Raw genomic sequence first — 20272 nt, forward strand, 5'->3', positions numbered from 1 at the left:
CCAGTATCCTGCCCGTTTCAGGGGACGTTACTCCGCCGCCGCAGGGGCGTCAGGCGTTCTCTGCGGCGGCCTTGATCTTGCTCAGTGAAGCGTTCATACCCTCGACCAGCTCGCGTTCGAAGGTGGGCGTGCCGCCCATGAATTTGCCCACCAAAAACGCGGAGACCGCGGTGGTGTTGCCGTTTTCGACGTGCCGACTCTCGACGACCCGAGTGCCGGTGGCGGTCGGTTCGAGTTCGTAGGTCCACACGCTGCGGTTCTCGGTGACGCGGAAGGCCAGCTTGCGCTCCGGGATGTACTCGGTGATGACGGAGCTGGTGGGCCAGTACATCCGTCCGCGCCGGTTGAAGTTGATCGTGCGGGTGCCCTGGCGCACCGCACCGAGCGGCTTCATCCACCGGCACTGCGGGCTCCACTCGGGCATCCGCCGGAAGTCGGAGATCAGTGCCCAGACCTTGGCCACCGGTGCATCGATGTCGACCTGTGCCGTCAACAGTGGGGCTGCCATGGCGTTCCTCCTCGAATCGTCGGTTCGTAACTCTATTCGTGTTCCAGCCCGGTTTGGGCTCCGCGCGCGCCGCGTCGTGCCGCCCCGCGTTGCACCAGAAAAATTGTGGTGCCCACCATCCCGACGCCGAGTCCCGCCAGGCTCACCGGCCGCCACCCTTCCAGTGCGGGCACCGTGAACGCGGCGATGGTCGCGCAACAGAAACCGGCGACGCCGGCGCCGATCACCGGCCAGACCCGCAGTAGCGCGGTCGGCAGCGGTGGCGGCTGAAGGGAGGGCTCCGGGGAGTGCTGAGGGGTCATCGCCGTTGACGTTAGCGCGTCGCCGGTAAAGTTCCCGCAGTGCCCAGGGACGTCGATGTTGTCGATATCGATGACCCCAGCGATTCCCGGCTGGATGACTTCCGCGATCTGAACAGCATCGATCGTCGCCCGGACTTGCCCACCGGCAAGGGGCTGGTGATCGCCGAAGGCGTGCTGGTGGTGCAGCGGATGCTGGCATCGCGGTTCACCCCGCGGGCGCTGCTGGGCACCGAACGGCGGCTGACGGAGTTGACGCCCGACCTGACCGCACCCGACGCCCCGGACGTCCCGTATTACCGGGTGTCCGCCGAGGTGATGGCCGAGGTGGTGGGCTTTCACCTCAACCGCGGTGTGCTGGCCGCCGCTTCGCGGGTGCCCGAGCCGTCGGTGGCTGATCTGGTCGCCGGGGCCCGGACGATCGCGGTGCTCGAAGGCGTCAACGACCACGAGAATCTGGGTTCGATCTTTCGCAACGGTGCCGGGTTGGGGGTGGACGCGGTGGTGTTCGGCAGTGGCTGCGCCGATCCGCTCTACCGGCGCTCGGTGCGGGTCTCGATGGGGCATGCCCTGCTGGTGCCGTTCGCCCGTTCGACGGACTGGCCCGGTGATCTGACGATGCTGCGCGAGCAGGGTTTCCGGCTGCTGGCGATGACGCCGGACCCGCGGGCCGAGCTGTTGTCGAGCGCGATGACGAAGGTGCGCGACGAGCCGGTGGCGGTGCTGGTTGGTGCGGAGGGGCCGGGCCTGTCCGAGCGGGCGATGCGCGCCAGCGACATGCGGGTCCGCATCCCGATGTCGCGGGGAACCGACTCGCTCAACGTCGCCACGGCCGCCGCGCTGGCGTTCTACGAGCGCATTAGGCTGCCGGAATGACGTCCACCTCCAGTACGCCGTGGGGGACGGGTCTGACTGTGGCGGGATTCGTTGCGGCGGTGACCGGCACCGCGATCACCGTGTTGAGCCTGGGCCTGTTGCGCGTCCACCCGGCACTGGCGGTGGCGCTCAACCTGATTGCGGTGGGCGGGCTGGCGCCCACGGTATGGGGCTGGCGCCGCACTCCGGTGCTGCGATGGTTGGCCTTGGGCGCCGGAATCGGCGTGGCGGGCGCGTGGCTGGTGCTGCTGGCGCTGGCTGGTCAGCGCTGACCGGTCGAGCGCACCCCGAGCAGGACGTCCTCCCAGCCCGGGACTTCGGGCTTGCTGCGGCGGGCGCGGGTCCCCGCGCGCTGCTGCACCGGCTCCTCTTCGACCACCGCGGGGGCGGCCGGAGCCTCGAAGTCCAGTTCGGCCACCGCGGCGACCGGCCGTAGCGGACGCCCGAAACCGGGGTCGATCAATTCCATGGCCGCGTCGTCGACAGCGGTCACCGTCCCGCCGTGCGCCCCCGGAGTGAACCGGAAGTGCGCGACGTTGTCCGAACGGCCGGCCTTCCAGGCCAGCTGCACCGTCCAGCGTCCGTCGTCATTGCGCCACGCGTCCCAGCTGCTGCTGTCGGAGCTCAAGCCCCGCGTCACCAGTGCGGAGGTGACGACCTCCAGCAGGGTCGGTACCGCCGGGCCGTCGGACAGCACCGGGTGGGCAGCGGTTGCGAGTTCCGCGGCCCGGGACCGCTCCAGCAGCACCGGGTGGGCGAAGCGCTCGACCCGGGCGACGTCCACACCGGCGGCGGCAGCCACCTGTTCGACCGAGGCGCCGGCGCGGATGCGCGCCTGGATGTCTTTGGGGCGCAGCATGCTGCTGCCCGCATCGGCCGGATTCTGTCCGACGCGATGGCCCTCGCCGCGCACGGCGCCGCGCAACCGGTCGTCGATACGCACCCGGAACATCTCGGTGTGGTCTTCGCCGTCTCCGGCGCTTTCGCAGATGATGTGCTTGCCGTCGACGTCGAGGCCGATGGCCCTCAGTTCCCGCATGACTTCTCCTTGCGAACGCCCGGTTACGTGCGGACTCTAGTCCAGTGAACGGCCCCGCCCGTCGTGACACGCGGGCGTTATAACGATCTGATTACGGCGGTTCAGCGAGCCTCGACGTAGGAGAGGTGAAAGATGGGACCGCCGCTTGAATACGGCGGACCTGTCGGGCTCAGAGCACTGTGCAGAGCCGAGCTCAGAGGCGCTCGACGACCCAGTCCACGCACTGGGTCAGGGCGCTGACGTCGTCGGGCTCCACGGCCGGGAACATCGCGACCCGCAGCTGGTTGCGGCCCAGCTTGCGGTAGGGCTCGGTGTCGACGATGCCGTTGGCCCGAAGCACCTTGGCCACGGCGGCCGCATCCACCTCGTCGACGAAGTCGATGGTGCCCACGACCTGCGAGCGCAGCGCCGGGTCGGCGACGAACGGCGTGGTGAACGACCGCTCCTCGGCCCACGAGTACAGCCGCTGTGACGAATCCGCGGTCCGCTTGACCGCCCAGTCCAGCCCGCCGTTGCCCAGCATCCAGTCCAGCTGCTCGGCCAACAGCGCCAGGGTGGCGATCGCCGGGGTGTTGTAGGTCTGGTTCTTGGTGCTGTTGTCCACCGCGATCGGAAGCGACAGGAACTCCGGCACCCACCGGCCGGACGCGGCGATGGCCTCGATACGGGCCAGCGCGGCCGGGCTCATGATGGACAGCCACAGCCCGCCGTCGGAGGCGAAGTTCTTCTGCGGCGCGAAGTAGTACGCATCGACCTCGGTGATGTCGACCGGCAGGCCGCCGGCGCCCGACGTCGCGTCGATCACGACGAGGGCATCACCAGCACCCTCGGGCCGGCGCACCGGCACCGCCACTCCGGTCGAGGTCTCGTTGTGCGCCCAGGCGATCACGTCGACCGACGGGTCGGACTGCGGCTCGGGGGCGCTGCCCGCGTCGGCCTTGATGACGATCGGGTCGCCGACGAAGGGGTTCTTGGCCACCGCCGAGGCGAACTTCGCGCTGAACTCGCCGTAGGTCAGGTGCAGCGACCGCTTGTCGACCAGCCCGAACGCCGCCGCATCCCAGAAGGCCGTGGACCCGCCGTTGCCCAGGACTACTTCGTAGCCGTCGGGCACCGAGAACAGTTCACGCAACCCGGAGCGCACGCGGCCGACCAAGTCCTTGACCGGCGCTTGGCGGTGCGAGGTGCCGAACAGCGGCGCTGCGGTGGTGACCAGCGCGTTCAGCTGCTCGGGGCGGACCTTCGACGGCCCGCAGCCGAACCGTCCGTCGGCGGGCTTGATGTTGTCCGGGATCGTGAGCTGCTCAGCCATGGTCTCTAGCGTAGACAGCCGGCGGCGCGACCTCGCAGGGCAGGTTTATTGTGACGTGCATCACCCGAGGTGCTCGACACCTGTCACGCCCACAGTGTTGATCCGGAGTCTGGACGGGTACCCAGTACCTGCGGTACCGTTGTACATAAGCCTACTAAATGTAAACGACTGCTGGAGGTGTCTCCAATGGCTCAAAAAGCCGCTCGAACCCGAATCGTGCGCCGGTGGCGAGCCAACATGGAAGTGACGGACGACGCGAACTACGTCGAGATCCTCAACACCTTGTCGGAAGGGTCGGTGCGCCGGAACTTCAATCCGTACACCGACATCGACTGGGACACTCCGGAGTTCAAGGTCACCGAGAATGACCCGCGCTGGATCTTGCCGGGTACCGACCCGATCGGTCGGCACTGGTGGTACCAGGCGCAGCCCGAGGACGTCCAGATCAAAATCGGCATGTGGCGCCAGGCCAACGTCGCCAAGGTCGGACTGCACTTCGAGTCGATCCTGATCCGCGGCCTGATGGAATACGCGTTCTGGACGCCCAACGGCTCACCCGAGTACCGCTACTGCCTGCACGAGGCGGTGGAAGAGTGCAACCACACCATGATGTTCCAGGAGATGGTGAACCACATCGGCGCTGACGTGCCCGGCATGCCGCGGTTGCTCAAGTGGGTGCAGCCGTTCATTCCGCTGGTCGCCGGACCGCTGCCGATCCCGTTCTGGTTCGGCATCCTCGCCGGCGAAGAGCCCATCGACCACATCCAGAAGGCCATCCTGCGCGAAGGCAAGACCCTGCACCCGATCATGGAACGGGTGATGGCCATTCACGTGGCCGAGGAGGCGCGGCACATTTCGTTCGCGCACGAATATCTGCACAAGCGCATTCCGAACCTGCCTCGTCGTAAGCGGTTCTGGCTGTCGCTGTACGTGCCGATCGTGATGCGGATCCTGTGCTCGGCGATCGTGGTGCCGCCCAAGGCGTTCTGGACCGAGTTCGGCATTCCGCGCGAGGTCCGCAAGGACATCTTCTTCCGGTCGGTCGAGGCCCGACAGATGTTGCAGGACATGTTCGGCGACGTCCGGATGCTCTGCCACGACACCGGTCTGATGAACCCGATCGCCAAGTTGGTGTGGCGGATCTGCCGGATCCACGGCGCACCGTCCCGGTTCCGCAGCCAGCCGCAGCGTGCGCATCTGACGCCCGTTGCCGCCTCGGTCGCATAGCGCCGCTCTCAGGTCATGCCGCACGTAATTACCCAGGCGTGTTGTAACGACGCGTCGTGTGTGTTCGCCTGCCCGGTCAACTGCATTCACCCCACGCCGGACGAGCCTGAGTTCGCCACGTCGGAGATGCTCTATATCGACCCCGATGCGTGCGTGGACTGCGGAGCCTGCGTGCGGGCCTGCCCGGTCGACGCGATCGTCCCGCACAGCAAGGTGATGGGCGAACAGTTGCCGTTCGTGGAGATCAACAAGTCGTTCTACCCGGAACGGCCTGCCGGGGTGAAGCTGCCGCCGACCTCCAAGCTGGCACCCATCCTGCCGGCCGCCGAGCTGCATCAGCGCGGCAAATATCCGCTGACCGTGGCCATCGTCGGCTCCGGCCCGGCGGCCATGTACGCGGCCGACGAACTACTGACCCAGCAAGGTGTGCTGGTGAATATGTTCGAGAAGCTGCCCACCCCTTACGGGTTGGTGCGGGCCGGCGTCGCCCCGGATCACCAGCGCACCAAGCTGGCCACCCGGTTGTTCGACGAGATCTCCTCACGCCGTGGTTTCCAGTTCTTCCTCAACGTCGAGGTGGGCAAGCATCTGAGTCACGCGGACCTGCTTCAGCACCACCACGCCGTGCTGTACGCCTCGGGTGCGCTGCACGACCGGCGCCTCGAGATCGATGGGATGGGGCTGCCCGGGACGGGCACTGCAACCGAGATCGTCGGCTGGTACAACGGGCATCCCGAGTTCGCCGACCTGCCAGTCGATCTCAGCTGTGAACGGGTGGTGATCGTGGGCAACGGCAACGTCGCCCTCGACGTGGCACGCGTGCTCACCGCCGACCCGGATCGGCTGGCTCGCACCGACATCGCCGACTACGCGCTGGCAGCGCTGCGGGACTCGGCTGTTTCCGAAGTGGTGATCGTCGCCCGACGCGGCCCCGCATCTTCTGCGTTCACCCTGCCCGAGCTGGTGGGGCTGACGCAGACCGCTGAGGTGGTCCTCGACGCCGAGGACCATGCCCGGGTGCGTGATGACCTGGCGACGGTTCAGGACACCTTGACCCGGCAGAAGCTGGAGATTTTGAGCAAGCTGGGTGACGCGTCGACACCGATCACCCGTCCCCGGATTCGATTCGCCTATGAGTTGACCCCGGCGCGAGTTCTCGGTGATGATCGTTGCAGCGCAGTGGAGTTCACTGTCACCGGAACCGATCAGCTGCGACGCATCGACGCCGGCCTGGTGCTGACTTCGATCGGCTACCACGGAACGCCCATCGCCGACCTGCCATTCGACGACGCTGCCGGCGTCGTCCCGAACGAGGGCGGCCGTGTGATCGACCCGGCGACCGGCGCGCGCGTTCCGGGGGCGTATGTGTCGGGCTGGATCAAGCGCGGTACCAACGGATTTATCGGCTCCAACAAGTCCGACTCGCTCAAGACCATCCAGACACTGGCCGCCGACTACAACGCAGGTCTGCTGACGGAGCCGATTGCCGGCCCGCGGGCAGTCGCCCGGATGGTGCACGCCCAGCAGCCCGAAGTCATCGACGCCGCCGGTTGGAAGGCCATCGACAAAGCCGAAATCGCTCGCGGCAAAGCGCAAGACCGCCCGCGGGTGAAGTTCACCCGGGTGCCGGACATGCTCGATGAGGTCAAGGACCACTCGGATCTGCCGCTGCTGCAGAACCTGCTCCGCGCACTGCGGCGCAGCTGAATTATTGCGCCGAAACCGACGTTGTGCAGGCCGCTACTCGCACTTTCACTGCAAAACGTCGGTCTCGGGGCACAAGCGTCAGGCTTTGGTGACGTGTTCCCAGCCCGCAACGGATTCCGCGCTGCGCGGCCCTGGCCCGACGTAGATCGCCGACGGGCGCACCAGCTTGCCCAGCCGCTTCTGCTCCATGATGTGGGCGCACCAGCCAGCGGTGCGGCCACAGGTGAACATCGCCGGCATCATCGCCGGGGGCACCTCGGCGAAGTCGAGGATCACCGCCGCCCAGAACTCCACGTTGGTCTCGATGGCCCGATCGGGGCGACGCTCCCGAAGCTCGGCCAGCGCCGCCTGCTCCAGTGCCGCGGCCACCTCAAACCGCGGGGCATCCAAGCGCTTGGCGGTTGCCCGCAGCACTCGGGCGCGCGGGTCTTCGGCGCGGTACACCCGGTGTCCGAAGCCCATCAGCTTCTCGCGCCGGTCCAGGATGCCCTTGACCACCGCGCGCGCGTCACCGGTGCGCTCCGCCTCGGCGATCATCGGGATCACCCGCGCCGGGGCGCCGCCGTGCAGCGGGCCACTCATCGCGCCGATCGCGCCGGACAGCGCCGCGCCGACGTCGGCGCCGGTCGAAGCGATCACGCGGGCGGTGAATGTCGAGGCGTTCATGCCGTGCTCGGCCGCCGAGACCCAGTAGGCGTCGATCGCCTCGGTGTGCCGCGGGTCGGGCTCGCCGCGCCAGCGGGTCATGAACCGCTCAGTGATGGTGGAGCACTCGTCGATCGCTTGCTGCGACACCGCGGGCTCCTGGCCCCGAGCCGACTGCGCGACATAGGACAGCACCATCACCGACGCGCGCGCCAGCTGGTCGCGGGCGGTGGCGTCATCGGTGTCCAGCAACGGCTCAAAGCCCCACTGCGGCGCCAGCATCGCCACGCCGGCCTGGGCGTCAACCCGGACGTCGCCGGTGCGAATCGGCAGCTCCAGCGGCTCGGCGGGCGCCAGCGGACGGCTGAAGTCGCCGTCGACCAGCAGGGCCCACACATCGCCGAAGCCGACCTTGCCGGCCAAGTCCTCGATGTCCACGCCGCGGTAGCGCAGCGCGCCGCCATCCTTGTCCGGTTCGGCGATTTCAGTAGTGAAGGCAACCGTGCCTTCCAGGCCGGCGACAAAGTTCTCCGGTACCGCAGCAGTCATACCGGGGATTCTCCCACCCCGGCGCCCAGTCGTTGCTACCGGCCGGTAACGACGACTGGTCTGCGGCTGGGCGTAGCGTTGTGCGGTGCACAGGACCGGCCCCGACAACGAGCACTTGGCGGCGATGCGAGTGGAATACCAGGAGAAGGACAACAGCGGCGACCTCGATGCGGACTGGCTCGAGGACGGCTGGGAGGTTTTGCTGCGCAACTGGATCGGCGACGCCGAGCGCGCAGGGGTCTCTGAACCCAACGCCATGGTGCTGGCGACGGTCGAAGCCGGCCGCCCGGTCAGCCGCTCGGTGCTGTGCAAGAACCTCGACGAGAACGGTGTGACGTTTTTCACCGACACCGACTCCGCCAAGGCTGCCGAGCTGGCCGCGACACCGTACGCATCGGCCACTTTTCCCTGGTATCAGCTGGGCCGCCAAGTCCACATCCGCGGACCGGTCACCCAGCTCGACGAATCGGTCAGCGCCGAGTACTGGTCGCACCGACCGCGGGCGTCCCAGTTGGGTTTCTGCGCCTCGCAGCAGTCGCAGCCGATCGCGTCACGGGCCGCACTGCTGGCGCAGTTGGACGCGGTGACGGCCCAATTCTCCGGCACCGAGTCGATCCCCGCGCCGCCGAACTGGCGCGGCTACCGGATCGCCCCGGAGGTGGTGGAGTTCTGGCAGGGCCGGGAAGGCCGGTTGCACAACCGGATTCGGGTGACCGGCGGGCGGGTGGAGCGACTCCAACCGTGAGTCCCGTCTCGCCGCGGTGAGGATCCTCGCCGACACCACCCCGTTGCGCAGCCCCGACTTTCGGCGGTTGTGGGTGGCCGGAATCCCGACCGTCATCGGGGCGAACCTGACCATCTTCGCGGTGCCGGTACAGATCTATGCGCTGACCCGCAGCTCGGCCTACGTCGGGCTGTCCGGTCTGTTCGCGCTGGTGCCACTGGTCGTCTTCGGTCTGCTCGGCGGCGCCTGGGCCGACGCCATGGACCGCCGCAAGCTGCTGATCATCGCCTCCTGCGGGCTGGCGGCGGCCTCGCTGCTGCTGTGGATCCAAGCCGCGGCCGGACTCGAGAACGTGTGGGTGGTGCTCGTACTGCTGGGTGTGCAGCAGGGCTTCTATGCGGTCAATGCGCCGACCCGATCCGCGGCGATTCCGCGGCTGGTGGCCGGCAAGGATCTGCCTGCCGCCAATTCGCTCAACATGACCGTCATGCAGTTCGGCGCGATCGTCGGGCCTCTGCTGGCCGGGCTGCTGCTCGGCTGGGTGGATCTGTCCACCCTGTATCTGATCGACGCGGCGACGTGCATCTTCCCGATCTGGGCGACGTTTCGGCTGGCGCCCATGCCACCGGTCGAGTCGGCCGGACCGTCAGCTTCGCCGATCGCGGCCGTGCTGGACGGGTTCCGTTACCTGGCCGGCAACACCGTGGTGCTGATGTCGTTCGTGGTGGACCTGATCGCGATGATCCTCGGCATGCCGAGGGCGCTGTTCCCGCAGATCGCGAGCGCGGACTTCGGCGGGCCGGTCGAGGGCGGCACCACCATGGCGCTGCTGGCCGCCGCGATGTCGGCCGGGGCGGTGCTCGGCGGGGTGTTCTCAGGGTGGCTGCCGCGGATCACCCGTCAGGGCCTGGCCGTCGTGGTTGCGATCGTGGTCTGGGGAGTGGCCATGATCGGCTTCGGGCTCGCGGTCGGGCACGGCGGCGGGCACGCGGGCCGAGCGCTGTGGGTGGCGCTGGTGTTCCTGGCGGTCGGCGGTGCCGCGGACATGGTCTCGGCGGCGTTCCGGTCGACGATGCTGCAGCAGGCTGCGTCTGACGAGATCCGCGGCCGGCTGCAGGGGGTGTTCACGGTGATCGTCGCCGGCGGCCCGCGGCTCGCCGATGCGGTGCACGGCGCCGCCGGGGCGGTGGTGGGGACGGCGGCGGCGTCCGCCGGCGGCGGCGCCCTGGTGGTGGTGGGCGTGGTGCTTGCCGCCCTGGCAGCGCCCGCTTTCCTGCGCTATCGGCGGCCCGCCGATGTACACCGGGAGCCGCCACCGTCACGCCGATAGGAGATACCTCGGCCCCGGGCGGGCGCGCTGGCCTGGAACCGACTACCTTTTCCTATACACGCCCAATCTGGTTAGCCGAATAGCGCAAAGGGGTTCCTTGTGGCCGCAACCGACGAAACCGCCACTCTCCGGTATCCGGGCGGCGAGCTAGAACTGCCGATCGTCAAGGCGACCGAGGGGTCCGACGCTCTCGCCATCGGTTCGCTGCTCGCCAAGACCGGATACACGACCTTCGACAACGGCTACGCCAACACCTCGCCGGTCAAGAGCGCCATCACCTACATCGACGGTGACGCCGGCATCCTGCGCTACCGCGGTTACCCGATCGAGCAGCTGGCCGAGAAGTCGACCTTCATCGAGGTCAGCTACCTGCTGATCTACGGCGAGCTGCCCACCTCTGACCAGCTGGCCGCGTTCACCGGCCGGATTCAGCGGCACACCATGCTGCACGAGGACCTGAAGCGGTTCTTCGACGGTTTCCCGCGCAACGCCCACCCGATGCCGGTGCTGTCGAGCGTGGTCAACGCGTTGAGTGCCTACTACCAGGACTCGCTGGACCCGTCGGACAACGACCAGGTGGAACTGTCGACCATCCGGCTGCTGGGCAAGCTGCCCACCATCGCTGCCTACGCCTACAAGAAGTCGGCCGGCCAGCCGTTCCTGTACCCGGACAACTCGCTGAGCCTGGTAGAGAACTTCCTGCGGATGACGTTCGGCCTGCCGGCCGAGCCCTATGAGGCCGACCCCGAGGTGGTCCGCGCCCTGGACATGCTGTTCATCCTGCACGCCGACCACGAGCAGAACTGCTCGACGTCGACGGTGCGGCTGGTGGGCTCCTCGCGGGCCAACCTGTTCACCTCGATCTCCGGTGGCATCAACGCGCTGTGGGGCCCGCTGCACGGTGGCGCCAACCAGGCGGTGCTGGAGATGCTCGAGCAGATCCGCGACCAGCAGAACGGCAACGTCACCGACTTCGTGCGCAAGGTCAAGAACCGCGAAGACGGCGTCAAGTTGATGGGCTTCGGCCACCGGGTCTACAAGAATTACGACCCGCGGGCGCGCATCGTCAAGGAACAGGCCGACAAGATCCTCGGCAAGCTCGGCGGTGACGACGAACTGCTCAACATCGCCAAGGACCTCGAAGAGGCCGCGCTGACCGATGACTACTTCGTCGAGCGCAAGCTCTACCCGAACGTCGACTTCTACACCGGCCTGATCTACCGCGCGATCGGCTTCCCCGCCCAGATGTTCACGGTGCTGTTCGCGCTGGGCCGGCTCCCCGGCTGGATCGCGCACTGGCGTGAGATGCACGACGAGGGCGATAGCAAGATCGGCCGGCCCCGCCAGATCTACACCGGCTACACCGAGCGTGACTACGTCGGCATCGGCGGACGGTAACCACCATGACTGATCAGGCCAAGCCACAGATCACCGTTCCGACCGGCCCGGCACCCGCCGACCTGGTCATCGAGGACATCGTCGTCGGGGAAGGCCCCGCGGCCGTCCCCGGCGGGGTCGTCAACGTGCACTACCTCGGCGTCGACTACGACAACGGCGCGGAATTCGACAGCTCGTGGAACCGCGGCGAATCCCTGGAATTTCCGCTGGACGGGCTCATCGCCGGATGGCAGGACGGCATCCCGGGCATGAAGGTGGGCGGCCGTCGTCAGCTGGTGATCCCGCCGGAGCTGGCCTACGGGCCCGCCGGAACCGGGCACCCGCTGGCCGGCAAGACCCTGGTCTTTGTGATCGACCTACTCGGCACCCGCTGAGTGCGTGCCCGGCTGATCGGGGCAGTGCTGGTAACGGCGCTGCTCGCTGCGATCGGTTACGGCCTACTGGAACGCGCGCGCCAACCCGTCGCTGCCTCGCAGCCTGCCGCGCCGGTGCCGGTGTCGGTGATCCGGCACGGCACTGAATTCACCCTGGCCGGGGACGTGGCCGATCCGGCAGCCAAACGAGAGCTGTTGGACGCGGTGATCACCTCGAGCGACGACGTCACCGTCATCGACCGCCTCGGGGTGGTGCCCGGAGCGGTGACCGTCGATTTCTCGGGCGCGGCCCCGGTGTTCGAGGCGGCCGCGGGCATCGGCGATTTCACTTTTGCGATCACCGGCGACACCGTGACGCTGGGCGGGACCGCGGCGAAGGCGGACGAGGTGGCCGCCGTGCAGGCCGCAGCCGAAGACGCCTGGGGGCGGACCCGCATCGTCAACGAGCTCGTAACCAGCTCCCAGAGCGGGGAAAAGTCCACCAAAAACGACTAATTGCCTCCATTGGCAAATCGAAACTCCTACACTCGCGGTGTCCTGGACTCGCGGGTGTTTTTCGGTTGTCAAGGAGGATCCATGCCAGGCTCAGAAAGCCCCACCGTGACTGGCTGGCGAAAGGTCTCGCGGTTCTACCGCCGGCCACCCGGTATCGGCTGGCTCGTAGCCCTGGCGGCAATTCCATTGCTACTGGCCCTGATTGGCTACGGAGTAACCGATCGCTCCGAACGTGGCAGCAACGGTCCGAACGTCAGTACGCCGAACGTCGCCGCGCCGACGCTGTCGCTGTCGGTACCGAGTGTGAGCCCGCCGGGGTGGTCCTTCGCCCCGCTGGCGATTCTGCGCAACGGCAATGTCATCACCCTCAATGGGGATCTGCCTGACATTGCCACGCGAACCGGACTGCTCGACATGCTCAATGGAGTGTTCGGCAGTGGTGTGCAGCTGGTCGACAATCTCAACCTCAAGGCCGGCGTCACCGCACCCGACCTGTCCGGCCTGGGATCGGTGTTCAAGGCCGCAGTGTCCGTGCCGGACTTCAAATTCAAGATCGTCGACGACACCGTCACTGTGCTCGGTACCGCGGCGTCCGACGCGGTCAAGTTTGCTGTCGAGGCGGCAGTGAAAGCGGCATGGCCGAGCCTGAAGCTGCGCAACGACATTCGCGTCTCGGATGGTGAGACGCAGGGGGGCCCGCGTGTGACCGGGGCGCCGACCCCGAGCCCGGACGGCGACTGCGGCACTCTGCAGGCCGACATCACCGCGCTGATGAGCACGCCGGTCAGGTTCGTCACCAATGGCTACACCCTCTCGGTCGCCACGAAGGAGCAACTGGCCCGGGTGGCGGACAAGGTGAAGGGCTGCCACAACGCCCGCGTCGCGGTCAACGGCTACACCGACAACACCGGCAACGACCGAATCAATGTGCCGCTCAGCGCAGCCCGCGCCAAGTCCGTCGCCGACTTCCTGGTATCCCACGGCGTCCCTGCCAACAGCGTCACGTCCAAGGGATTCGGCTCGGCCGACCCGATCGCCGGCAACGCGACACCCGACGGTCGTGCCCAAAACCGTCGCGTCGTGATCACCGTGAGCTAAGGAGAAGCTGCAATGGATTTCGTCATTCACTGGCTCTGGTACCTGCTGGCATTCGCGGTCGGCTCGGCGGTGGCCTGGTTGCTCACCGTCGTCTCGCTCCGCCGCACCAGCAAGGAAGACGCCGTGGCGGCGCTTCCCGGCTCGCGTGAGATAGGAGCCCACTGATGCACGGCGTCAATTGCTGGCTGATGGGACTGTCATTTCTGTTGGGTCTGCTGTTGACATTCGCCTTCACCATCCGGCGGGTCAAACGCGAGGTGCCGGTATCGGCGACACCCGGTGCCGCCGGCGGCACGCTTCCCTCGGAGACCGAGACCAGCGCGATGGCGCTCGCCGGAGCACCTTACGGCGCGGGTTCGGCACGCGCCGGTGCCGGCGGCGTCGGCCCGACCGGCTGGACGATCAAGGGCAACGAGGACTCGATGCTGTACCACACCACGGACAGTCCCTGGTATGACCAGACGATCGCCGAGGTGTGGTTCGCCGAGGAGAGTGCCGCCGCCGCAGCAGGATTCACTCGGTGGGACAAGGGCACGGCCGCGCGCGGCCTCAACGGTAGAGCCAAGCTGGTCGAAGTCGAGGAGGTGCCGCCGGGCCCATTCGGTCCGGGCTCGGCCAAGGCCGGCCCCGGCGGCAGCGGCCCGGCGGGCTGGACGGTCAAGGGCAACGAGGACTCGATGCTCTACCACGCTCCGGCGAGCCCGGCCTACGATGCGACGATCGCCGAGGTGTGGTTCAAAGACGAGCAGACCGCCGCGGCAGCCGGCTTCCAACGCTGGGACACCTGGCGCAAGGACAAGACGAAGAAAAAGAAGTGACGAGCCGGGACTAGTGCCCTCAGCTCGGTGGTGGGAGCCGCAGCAGCAGACGCACCCCGCCCAGCGGGCTGTCTTCCAAAGACGCCGTGCCGCCGTGCAGTTCGGCTTGCTGCGCCACTAGGGCCAGGCCGAGACCGGACCCCGAATGCGATGCCGTCGACCCGCGGGAGAACCGCTCGAAGACGATGCGGCGCTCTTCCTCGGGAAGCCCGCCGCCGTTGTCGTCGATGGCGATCTCCACGCCTTCGCGTGAGGTGACCGCCGACAACTGCACCTGGGTCGCGCCGCCGTGCTTCACCGCGTTGGCGATCGCGTTGTCCACTGCCAGCCGCAGTCCGGCGGGCAGTCCGACGATGATGCAGGTCGGCGACGGCACCAGCGAGACGTTCAGGTCGGGGAAGACCCGCATCGCGTCGTGGGCGGCCCGGTCGAGCAGATCGGTGATGTCGACCGGCACATGATCGTCGGAGGTCGACAGTTCGCCCTGCGCCAGCCGCTCCAGGGCCGACAGTGTCGCCTCGATCCGGGTCTGGGTCCGCACGACGTCGTGCAGCACCTCCTTGCGCTGGTCGTCGGGCAGATCCAGGGTGGTCAGCACCTCGAGGTTGGTGCGCATCGCGGTCAGCGGGGTGCGCAGCTCGTGGGAGGAGACCGCGGCGAAGTCACGTGCGGAGGCCAGGGCCTCCTTGGTCCGGTCCTGCTCGGTCCAGATCCGCTGCAGCATGCCGCGCATCGCCTCGGCGATCTCCACCGCTTCGGTGGCGCCGCGCACTTCGATGTCGGGCCGTTCATCACCGGCGTCGATCGATCGCGCTTGCTGCGCCAGCCGTCGCAGGGGCCGCACCGCGAATGCCGTCAGCAGCCAGCCCAGCAGCGCGGCCGCTCCGATCGCGACGGTACAGAGCAGGATCACCCGGCGGTGCAGGTTGTTGGTGTCGGCGAGGGTGGCGTCGTAGGTGGCGCCGACGGCCAGCGACCGCGGCCCCGGTCCGGGGATGTCGACGGTGCGCACCCGGTAGCGCACGCCGTCGATCTCGGTGTCGGCGTAGCCCGGCTCCAGCTCCGGCAGCACCACGGAGGAGTTCGAGGTCACTTGGTTGGCCCGCCGCAGTGTGATGACGGCGTCGGTGGCGCCGGCCGACCGGGGCAGTTCACCCAGGCCGATCAGCGGGACGGTCAGCCCGGCCGCCTCGTCGAGCCGGCGGTCCAGCCAATACTTGCGGTCGTTGGTGATACCGACCCACACGATGGCGCCGATGATGACCGTCACGATCGCGGTGCCGATCGCCGTCACCAGCATCACCCGGGTCCGCAGCGACGGTGTTCTGGCGAAGATGCGCCGCAGCAGCTTCATGACGTTCACGTCTGCACTCACTGGGTTCGCAGGACGAAGCCGACCCCGCGCACGGTGTGCAGCAGCCGCGGTGCGCCACCGGCCTCCAGCTTGCGTCGCAGGTAGCCGATGAACACGTCGACGACGTTGGTGTCGGCGGCGAAGTCGTAGCCCCAGACCAGCTCGAGCAGCTGCGCGCGCGACAACACCGCGGTCTTGTGTTCGGCGAGCACGGCCAACAGGTCGAACTCTCGCTTGGTCAGGTCCACGTCCACACCCTTGACCCGGGCGCGGCGGCCTGGGATGTCCACCTCCAGCGGCCCCACCGTGATCGTCTCCGAGGAGGAGCTGGCCGCCGACCCGCGCCGCCGCAACATCGCCCGAACCCGGGCCACCAGCTCGGCGAGCACGAACGGCTTGACCAGGTAGTCGTCGGCGCCGGCCTCGAGCCCGGCGACCCGGTCGTCGACCGAGCTGCGCGCCGACAACACGCAGACCGGAACGTCGTCACCCATGGCCCGCAGTGCCGTCACCACACTCACGCCGTCGAGCACCGGCATGTTGATGTCGAGCACGATGGCGTCGGGACGGGCTTCCTTGGCACTGCGTAATGCCTCGGCGCCGTCGGCTGCCGTCGCCACCTCGAAACCGGACAGGCGCAGTCCGCGTTCCAGCGAGGCGAGCACGTCGGAGTCGTCGTCGACGACCAAGACTCGGGGGGAGGCAGCGGGGTTGTCCATGGTGGCCATTTTGCCTGAACATGGCCATCAAGCGCGGGATGCGCCGCGGGTCGCTCCGATCAATCTCGCGGCGATCGCAATCGCGACGTAGTCGCGTGCCGCGGGTCGCCGCCATCAATCTAGGGTCGACTGCGTGAAACCGGCGTCCGCGCTGCGCAGCCTGTTGCCCTACCTGCGCCCCTACCGGGCGCGGTGGATCACCATGGTGACGGCGGCCGTGCTCAGTCTGATCGCCACCGTGGTGATCCCGCTGATGACCAAGGCCGTCATCGATGGGCCGGTGCTGCACCGGGACCAGCCCGGGCTCTGGGTGCTGGGTACGGCGGCGACCGCACTGGGGGTCAGCGAGGCGCTGCTGTTGTTCGTGCGGCGCTGGCTGGTCGCGCCCACCACCATGGGCGTGGAAGCCGACATCCGTAAGGATCTGTACGCCCGGCTGCAGATTCTGCCGATGACCTTTCACGGCCGGTGGCAGTCCGGACAGCTGCTGTCGCGGATCATGAACGACCTGTCCGCCGTGCGGCGCTTCCTGTCGTTCGTGGTGGTGTTCCTGGTGCTCAACACGGTGCAGATCCTGGCGGTGACGACAATCCTGCTGGTGCTCTACTGGCCGCTGGGCGTGGTGGTGTGCGCGTCGCTGGTACCGGTGATGCTTGCCATCGCATACTTCCGGCGCCAGTACACCCGGCTGACGCGCCAAGCGCAGGACCAGGCCGGCCAGGTGGCCACCGTCGTCGAGGAGTCCGCGGCAGGTCTGCGCACCATCAGGGCGTTCGGGCGTGAGGACTACGTGTTCGCACGCTTCGACGCCCAGGCCACCAAGCTGCGCGACCTGGGCGTGGAGAAGGTGGTGGTGTCGTCGAAGTTCTGGACGTTGTTGGAGGTGATCCCGAACTTCACGCTGATCGGGGTGCTCGCGGTCGGCGCGTACGCCGCCGGGCACCACATGGTCACGATGGGAACTCTGGTCGCGTTCGTCACGCTGATGCTCTCGCTGGTCTGGCCGTTGTCCTCGTTGGGCTTCCTGCTGTCGGCCACCCAGGAGGCGATGACCGCCGCCGATCGGATCACCGAGATATTCCGGGCGCCCCTCGAGATCACCGACGGTGACGACCCGGTGCCACCGGCGGGCCGGTTGGAGTTGCGCGACGTCGGATTCCGCTTCGATGATGCCGGCCCCTGGGTGTTGCGCGGGGTCAATCTCACCGTCGAACCCGGCGAGACCGTCGCTCTGGTGGGCGCTACCGGCTCCGGGAAGTCGGTGCTGGCGATGTTGCTGTCCCGGCTCTACGACGTCACCGAGGGACAGATCCTCATCGGCGGCCGGGACATCCGGACACTGACCTTGGCGGCGTTGCGCTCGGCGGTGGTAACGGCCTTCGACGACCCCACCCTGTTCTCGATGTCGGTGGCCGAGAACCTGCGGTGGGGGCGACCCGATGCCAGCGACGCGGAGCTGGCCCGCGCCATATCGACAGTTTCGGCTGACTTCGTTTATGACCTGCCGTCCGGGCTGAAGACCCGCATCGGGGAGCAGGGCATGAGCCTGTCGGGCGGGCAGCGGCAGCGGCTGTCGCTGGCCCGAGCCCTGGTGGCGGCGCCGACGATCCTGGTGCTCGATGACACGCTGTCGGCCCTGGATGTGCACACCGAGGCCGCTGTGACCGACGCGCTGCGCCGGGTACTGGGTTCTGGCGGCGCCGCGGGCCGCACGCCGATCACCGGGCTGGTGGTGGCCAACCGGGCGTCCACCGTGGCACTGGCCGATCGGGTGGCGCTGGTCGAGGACGGGACCATCACCGCGGTCGGTACCCACGCCGAGCTGCTGGCCGAGGTGCCGCGGTACCGCTACCTGCTGGCGGCGGACGACGAGCTCGACGACGGCGCCGAACACCTCGTCGACTGGGTGCGAGGGTGACGGTCGAGCCGGGCCGGGTCGCGGCGCGGGCCCTGCTCTGGTCACTGTTGCGCCCGTATCGGCTTGCGGCGCTGCTGATGGCGGTGGCCGTTGTGGTGGAAAACGCTGCCCGGCTTGCGGTTCCGATCCTGGCGCAGCGCGGAATCGACCGCGGAATCCCGCCGATCGCCGAGGACGGCTCGATCCGGCAGCTGAGTGTGATCGTGACCGCACTCGCGGTGGTGGTCTTCACGCAAGCCATCAGCCGGATGCTCTTCCTGCAGTGGTCGGGCAAGATCGGGCAGCGGATGCTGTTGGAGCTGCGGCGGCGGGTGTTCCGCCAGTTTCAGCGCCTGGATGTCGGATTCCACGAGCGTTACACCTCGGGCCGAGTGGTCAGCAGGTTGACCAACGACGTCGACGCCATCCAGGAGATGCTGCTCACCGGATTCGACGGCCTGGTCGGTGCAGCGCTCACGATGGCAGGTACGGCGGTGCTGCTCATCGTGCTGGACTGGCGGTTGGGTCTGATGTGCCTGATCGCCTTTCCGGTGCTGGTGGCGTTGCTCAGATGGTTCCGGGGCGAATCGTCGAAGAACTACGCCGCGGTGCGCGAGCATGCCGCGCGGGTGATCGTGCAGTTCACCGAGACCATGACCGGGATCAAGGCGGTACAGGCCTATCGCCGAGAGGCCCGCAATCAGCAGATCTTCACGGGAGTCGCCGACCAATACCGCTTGGTGAACGAGAAGGCATTCAGACTGGTCGCGGTCTTCAGCCCCGGGGTCAAGCTGGTCGGCAACCTCACCACCGGTGTGGTGCTGCTCTACGGGGGCTGGCGAGTTCTACACGGGCACATGACGATCGGGACCTTCACCGCGTTCCTGCTCTATCTGCGGATGTTCTTTGAACCGATGCAGAGCATCTCGGAGTTCCTCAACACCTTTCAGTCGGCCACCTCCGCGCTGGAGAAGCTGGCCGGGGTACTCGCCGAAACGCCCGCCGTCACCGACCCGGCGGGGCGGCAGACCGTTCCCGCTGCGGTGCGCGGTGAGATCGCTTTGCGTGATGTGCATTTCGGCTACCGGGGCGGCCAGTCGGTGTTGGACGGGTTATCGCTGAACATCCCGGCCGGCCAGACCCTGGCACTGGTCGGCAGCACCGGCGCCGGCAAGTCCACCATCGCCAAGCTGATTGCCCGGTTCTACGACCCGCTATCGGGAGCGGTGACGCTGGACGGCGTCGACCTGCGTGCGTTCAACCAGGCGACGCTGCGGCGCCACGTGGTGATGGTCACCCAGGAAAACTTCCTGTTCACCGGCAGCGTCGCCGACAACATCCGCTTCGGGCGTCCCGGTGCGACCGACGCCGAGGTGGCCGCCGCGGCGAGAAGCGTGGGCGCCGACGCATTCATCGCCGCCCTGCCCGACGGTTACGACACCGATGTCGCCCAACGGGGTGGGCGGCTCTCGGCCGGCCAGCGTCAACTGGTCGCGTTCGCGCGCGCTTTCCTCGCGGACCCGGCGGTACTGATCCTCGACGAGGCAACATCCTCGCTGGACATCCCCGGCGAGCGGATGGTGCAGAAGGCGCTGCGCAGCGTGCTGGCCGGGCGGACCGCGCTGGTGATCGCCCACCGGCTCTCCACCGTCGAGATCGCCGACCGGGTTCTGGTCATCGAGGGCGGGCGCATCGTCGAGGACGGGCCGCCGGCCGAGCTGATCCGCGCCGAGGGCCACTACGCCGCGCTGCACGACGCGTGGCTGCGCTCGTTGGCCTGAACGGCGGGCGCGAGCGCTCGGCGGCGGGGTTAAATCCAAGTGAATTTAAATGCACCGACCTGCGAACATCGGGCCGTCGGGCGCAAAGATCCCGCAAACGCCAGCGTTTCCAAGCTAAATGC

At 67.9% G+C, this 20272-nt stretch carries 21 protein-coding genes; 14 read left to right on the top strand and 7 right to left on the bottom strand.

Annotated features, from left to right (window positions below):
- Positions 1-49: 49 nt before the first annotated feature.
- Positions 50-508 carry an SRPBCC family protein gene (locus ACKY0X_RS04070; RefSeq protein ID WP_065040701.1) on the bottom strand — a complete coding sequence of 153 codons (459 nt, stop codon included), beginning with the start codon at positions 506-508 and terminating at the stop codon, positions 50-52.
- Positions 509-540: 32 nt separating this feature from the next.
- Positions 541-810 (bottom strand): DUF2530 domain-containing protein, encoded by a 270-nt coding sequence (locus ACKY0X_RS04075; RefSeq protein WP_409428414.1) that lies wholly within the window; start codon positions 808-810, stop codon positions 541-543.
- A 39-nt stretch (positions 811-849) separates the two neighbouring features.
- Here ACKY0X_RS04075 and ACKY0X_RS04080 point away from each other — a divergent pair, with 39 nt between their 5' ends.
- Both ACKY0X_RS04080 and ACKY0X_RS04085 read left to right on the top strand, forming a co-directional pair.
- A complete protein-coding gene (locus tag ACKY0X_RS04080) occupies positions 850-1683 on the top strand; it encodes a TrmH family RNA methyltransferase (RefSeq protein WP_065040699.1) in 834 nt (277 codons plus the stop codon).
- Positions 1680-1955, top strand: coding sequence for a DUF2537 domain-containing protein (locus tag ACKY0X_RS04085; protein WP_409428415.1), 276 nt, complete (start codon positions 1680-1682; stop codon positions 1953-1955). The genes ACKY0X_RS04080 and ACKY0X_RS04085 overlap by 4 nt, the downstream gene beginning before the upstream one ends.
- Here the strand turns inward: ACKY0X_RS04085 and sepH are convergent.
- A complete protein-coding gene (gene sepH, locus ACKY0X_RS04090) occupies positions 1946-2722 on the bottom strand; it encodes a septation protein SepH (protein WP_065040698.1) in 777 nt (258 codons plus the stop codon). The genes ACKY0X_RS04085 and sepH overlap by 10 nt on opposite strands.
- A 193-nt stretch (positions 2723-2915) precedes the next feature.
- Positions 2916-4034, bottom strand: a complete 1119-nt coding sequence (gene serC / locus ACKY0X_RS04095; RefSeq protein WP_409428416.1) for a phosphoserine transaminase — start codon at positions 4032-4034, stop codon at positions 2916-2918.
- Positions 4035-4220: 186 nt separating this feature from the next.
- Here serC and ACKY0X_RS04100 point away from each other — a divergent pair, with 186 nt between their 5' ends.
- A complete protein-coding gene (locus ACKY0X_RS04100) occupies positions 4221-5261 on the top strand; it encodes an AurF N-oxygenase family protein (RefSeq protein ID WP_409428417.1) in 1041 nt (346 codons plus the stop codon).
- 15 nt (positions 5262-5276) lie between these two features.
- Entirely contained in the window at positions 5277-6968 is a 1692-nt protein-coding gene (locus ACKY0X_RS04105; RefSeq protein ID WP_409428418.1) for an FAD-dependent oxidoreductase, read from the top strand.
- 78 nt (positions 6969-7046) lie between these two features.
- On the opposite strand, the gene ACKY0X_RS04110 is transcribed toward ACKY0X_RS04105, so the two are convergent.
- A complete protein-coding gene (locus ACKY0X_RS04110) occupies positions 7047-8162 on the bottom strand; it encodes a citrate synthase 2 (protein WP_409428419.1) in 1116 nt (371 codons plus the stop codon).
- 85 nt (positions 8163-8247) lie between these two features.
- On the opposite strand from ACKY0X_RS04110, the gene pdxH reads away from it, so the two are divergent.
- The 8 genes from pdxH to ACKY0X_RS04150 all read left to right on the top strand — a co-directional run bounded on the left by pdxH (position 8248) and on the right by ACKY0X_RS04150 (position 14399).
- Positions 8248-8907: a pyridoxamine 5'-phosphate oxidase gene (gene pdxH, locus ACKY0X_RS04115; protein ID WP_409428420.1), complete on the top strand. Its 660-nt coding sequence runs from the start codon at positions 8248-8250 to the stop codon at positions 8905-8907.
- A gap of 16 nt (positions 8908-8923) precedes the next feature.
- Complete coding sequence (locus ACKY0X_RS04120) at positions 8924-10216, top strand: MFS transporter (protein WP_409428421.1); 1293 nt, start codon at positions 8924-8926, stop codon at positions 10214-10216.
- A 99-nt stretch (positions 10217-10315) separates the two neighbouring features.
- The gene (locus ACKY0X_RS04125) at positions 10316-11614 is read left to right on the top strand and encodes a citrate synthase (protein ID WP_409428422.1); all 1299 of its coding nucleotides are present in this window, start codon (positions 10316-10318) and stop codon (positions 11612-11614) included.
- Between the two features lie 5 nt (positions 11615-11619).
- The gene (locus ACKY0X_RS04130; protein ID WP_409428423.1) at positions 11620-11988 is read left to right on the top strand and encodes an FKBP-type peptidyl-prolyl cis-trans isomerase; all 369 of its coding nucleotides are present in this window, start codon (positions 11620-11622) and stop codon (positions 11986-11988) included.
- A complete protein-coding gene (locus ACKY0X_RS04135; RefSeq protein ID WP_409428424.1) occupies positions 11989-12483 on the top strand; it encodes a hypothetical protein in 495 nt (164 codons plus the stop codon).
- Positions 12484-12564: 81 nt separating this feature from the next.
- Entirely contained in the window at positions 12565-13581 is a 1017-nt protein-coding gene (locus tag ACKY0X_RS04140) for an OmpA family protein (RefSeq protein WP_409428425.1), read from the top strand.
- Positions 13582-13593: 12 nt separating this feature from the next.
- Positions 13594-13746, top strand: a complete 153-nt coding sequence (locus tag ACKY0X_RS04145; protein WP_165604570.1) for a hypothetical protein — start codon at positions 13594-13596, stop codon at positions 13744-13746.
- The gene (locus ACKY0X_RS04150; RefSeq protein WP_409428426.1) at positions 13746-14399 is read left to right on the top strand and encodes a hypothetical protein; all 654 of its coding nucleotides are present in this window, start codon (positions 13746-13748) and stop codon (positions 14397-14399) included. The genes ACKY0X_RS04145 and ACKY0X_RS04150 overlap by 1 nt, the downstream gene beginning before the upstream one ends.
- A gap of 19 nt (positions 14400-14418) precedes the next feature.
- Here ACKY0X_RS04150 and ACKY0X_RS04155 read toward each other — a convergent pair whose 3' ends face one another.
- Both ACKY0X_RS04155 and ACKY0X_RS04160 read right to left on the bottom strand, forming a co-directional pair.
- Entirely contained in the window at positions 14419-15753 is a 1335-nt protein-coding gene (locus ACKY0X_RS04155) for a sensor histidine kinase (RefSeq protein ID WP_046283609.1), read from the bottom strand.
- Positions 15754-15770: 17 nt separating this feature from the next.
- Complete coding sequence (locus ACKY0X_RS04160; protein ID WP_046283624.1) at positions 15771-16472, bottom strand: response regulator transcription factor; 702 nt, start codon at positions 16470-16472, stop codon at positions 15771-15773.
- A 202-nt stretch (positions 16473-16674) separates the two neighbouring features.
- Between ACKY0X_RS04160 and ACKY0X_RS04165 the strand changes: the two genes are divergently transcribed.
- Both ACKY0X_RS04165 and ACKY0X_RS04170 read left to right on the top strand, forming a co-directional pair.
- The gene (locus ACKY0X_RS04165; RefSeq protein ID WP_409429496.1) at positions 16675-18390 is read left to right on the top strand and encodes an ABC transporter ATP-binding protein; all 1716 of its coding nucleotides are present in this window, start codon (positions 16675-16677) and stop codon (positions 18388-18390) included.
- Positions 18387-20150, top strand: a complete 1764-nt coding sequence (locus tag ACKY0X_RS04170) for an ABC transporter ATP-binding protein (protein WP_409428427.1) — start codon at positions 18387-18389, stop codon at positions 20148-20150. Before ACKY0X_RS04165 ends, ACKY0X_RS04170 begins: the two co-directional genes overlap by 4 nt.
- Positions 20151-20272 lie beyond the last annotated feature (122 nt).

Source organism: Mycobacterium sp. SMC-11 (assembly GCF_046250095.1).
Classification (GTDB): domain Bacteria; phylum Actinomycetota; class Actinomycetes; order Mycobacteriales; family Mycobacteriaceae; genus Mycobacterium; species Mycobacterium heraklionense_A.

What these genes read in the sequence shown, in the direction of transcription:
- ACKY0X_RS04070 (WP_065040701.1), bottom strand. Translation starts at nt 508, where the DNA reads ATGGCAGCCCCACTGTTGACGGCACAGGTCGACATCGATGCACCGGTG.
- ACKY0X_RS04075 (WP_409428414.1), bottom strand. Translation starts at nt 810, where the DNA reads ATGACCCCTCAGCACTCCCCGGAGCCCTCCCTTCAGCCGCCACCGCTG.
- ACKY0X_RS04085 (WP_409428415.1), top strand. Translation starts at nt 1,680, where the DNA reads ATGACGTCCACCTCCAGTACGCCGTGGGGGACGGGTCTGACTGTGGCG.
- sepH (WP_065040698.1), bottom strand. Translation starts at nt 2,722, where the DNA reads ATGCGGGAACTGAGGGCCATCGGCCTCGACGTCGACGGCAAGCACATC.
- serC (WP_409428416.1), bottom strand. Translation starts at nt 4,034, where the DNA reads ATGGCTGAGCAGCTCACGATCCCGGACAACATCAAGCCCGCCGACGGA.
- ACKY0X_RS04100 (WP_409428417.1), top strand. Translation starts at nt 4,221, where the DNA reads ATGGCTCAAAAAGCCGCTCGAACCCGAATCGTGCGCCGGTGGCGAGCC.
- ACKY0X_RS04105 (WP_409428418.1), top strand. Translation starts at nt 5,277, where the DNA reads ATGCCGCACGTAATTACCCAGGCGTGTTGTAACGACGCGTCGTGTGTG.
- ACKY0X_RS04110 (WP_409428419.1), bottom strand. Translation starts at nt 8,162, where the DNA reads ATGACTGCTGCGGTACCGGAGAACTTTGTCGCCGGCCTGGAAGGCACG.
- ACKY0X_RS04130 (WP_409428423.1), top strand. Translation starts at nt 11,620, where the DNA reads ATGACTGATCAGGCCAAGCCACAGATCACCGTTCCGACCGGCCCGGCA.
- ACKY0X_RS04140 (WP_409428425.1), top strand. Translation starts at nt 12,565, where the DNA reads ATGCCAGGCTCAGAAAGCCCCACCGTGACTGGCTGGCGAAAGGTCTCG.
- ACKY0X_RS04145 (WP_165604570.1), top strand. Translation starts at nt 13,594, where the DNA reads ATGGATTTCGTCATTCACTGGCTCTGGTACCTGCTGGCATTCGCGGTC.
- ACKY0X_RS04150 (WP_409428426.1), top strand. Translation starts at nt 13,746, where the DNA reads ATGCACGGCGTCAATTGCTGGCTGATGGGACTGTCATTTCTGTTGGGT.
- ACKY0X_RS04155 (WP_046283609.1), bottom strand. Translation starts at nt 15,753, where the DNA reads ATGAAGCTGCTGCGGCGCATCTTCGCCAGAACACCGTCGCTGCGGACC.
- ACKY0X_RS04160 (WP_046283624.1), bottom strand. Translation starts at nt 16,472, where the DNA reads ATGGACAACCCCGCTGCCTCCCCCCGAGTCTTGGTCGTCGACGACGAC.
- ACKY0X_RS04165 (WP_409429496.1), top strand. Translation starts at nt 16,675, where the DNA reads ATGGTGACGGCGGCCGTGCTCAGTCTGATCGCCACCGTGGTGATCCCG.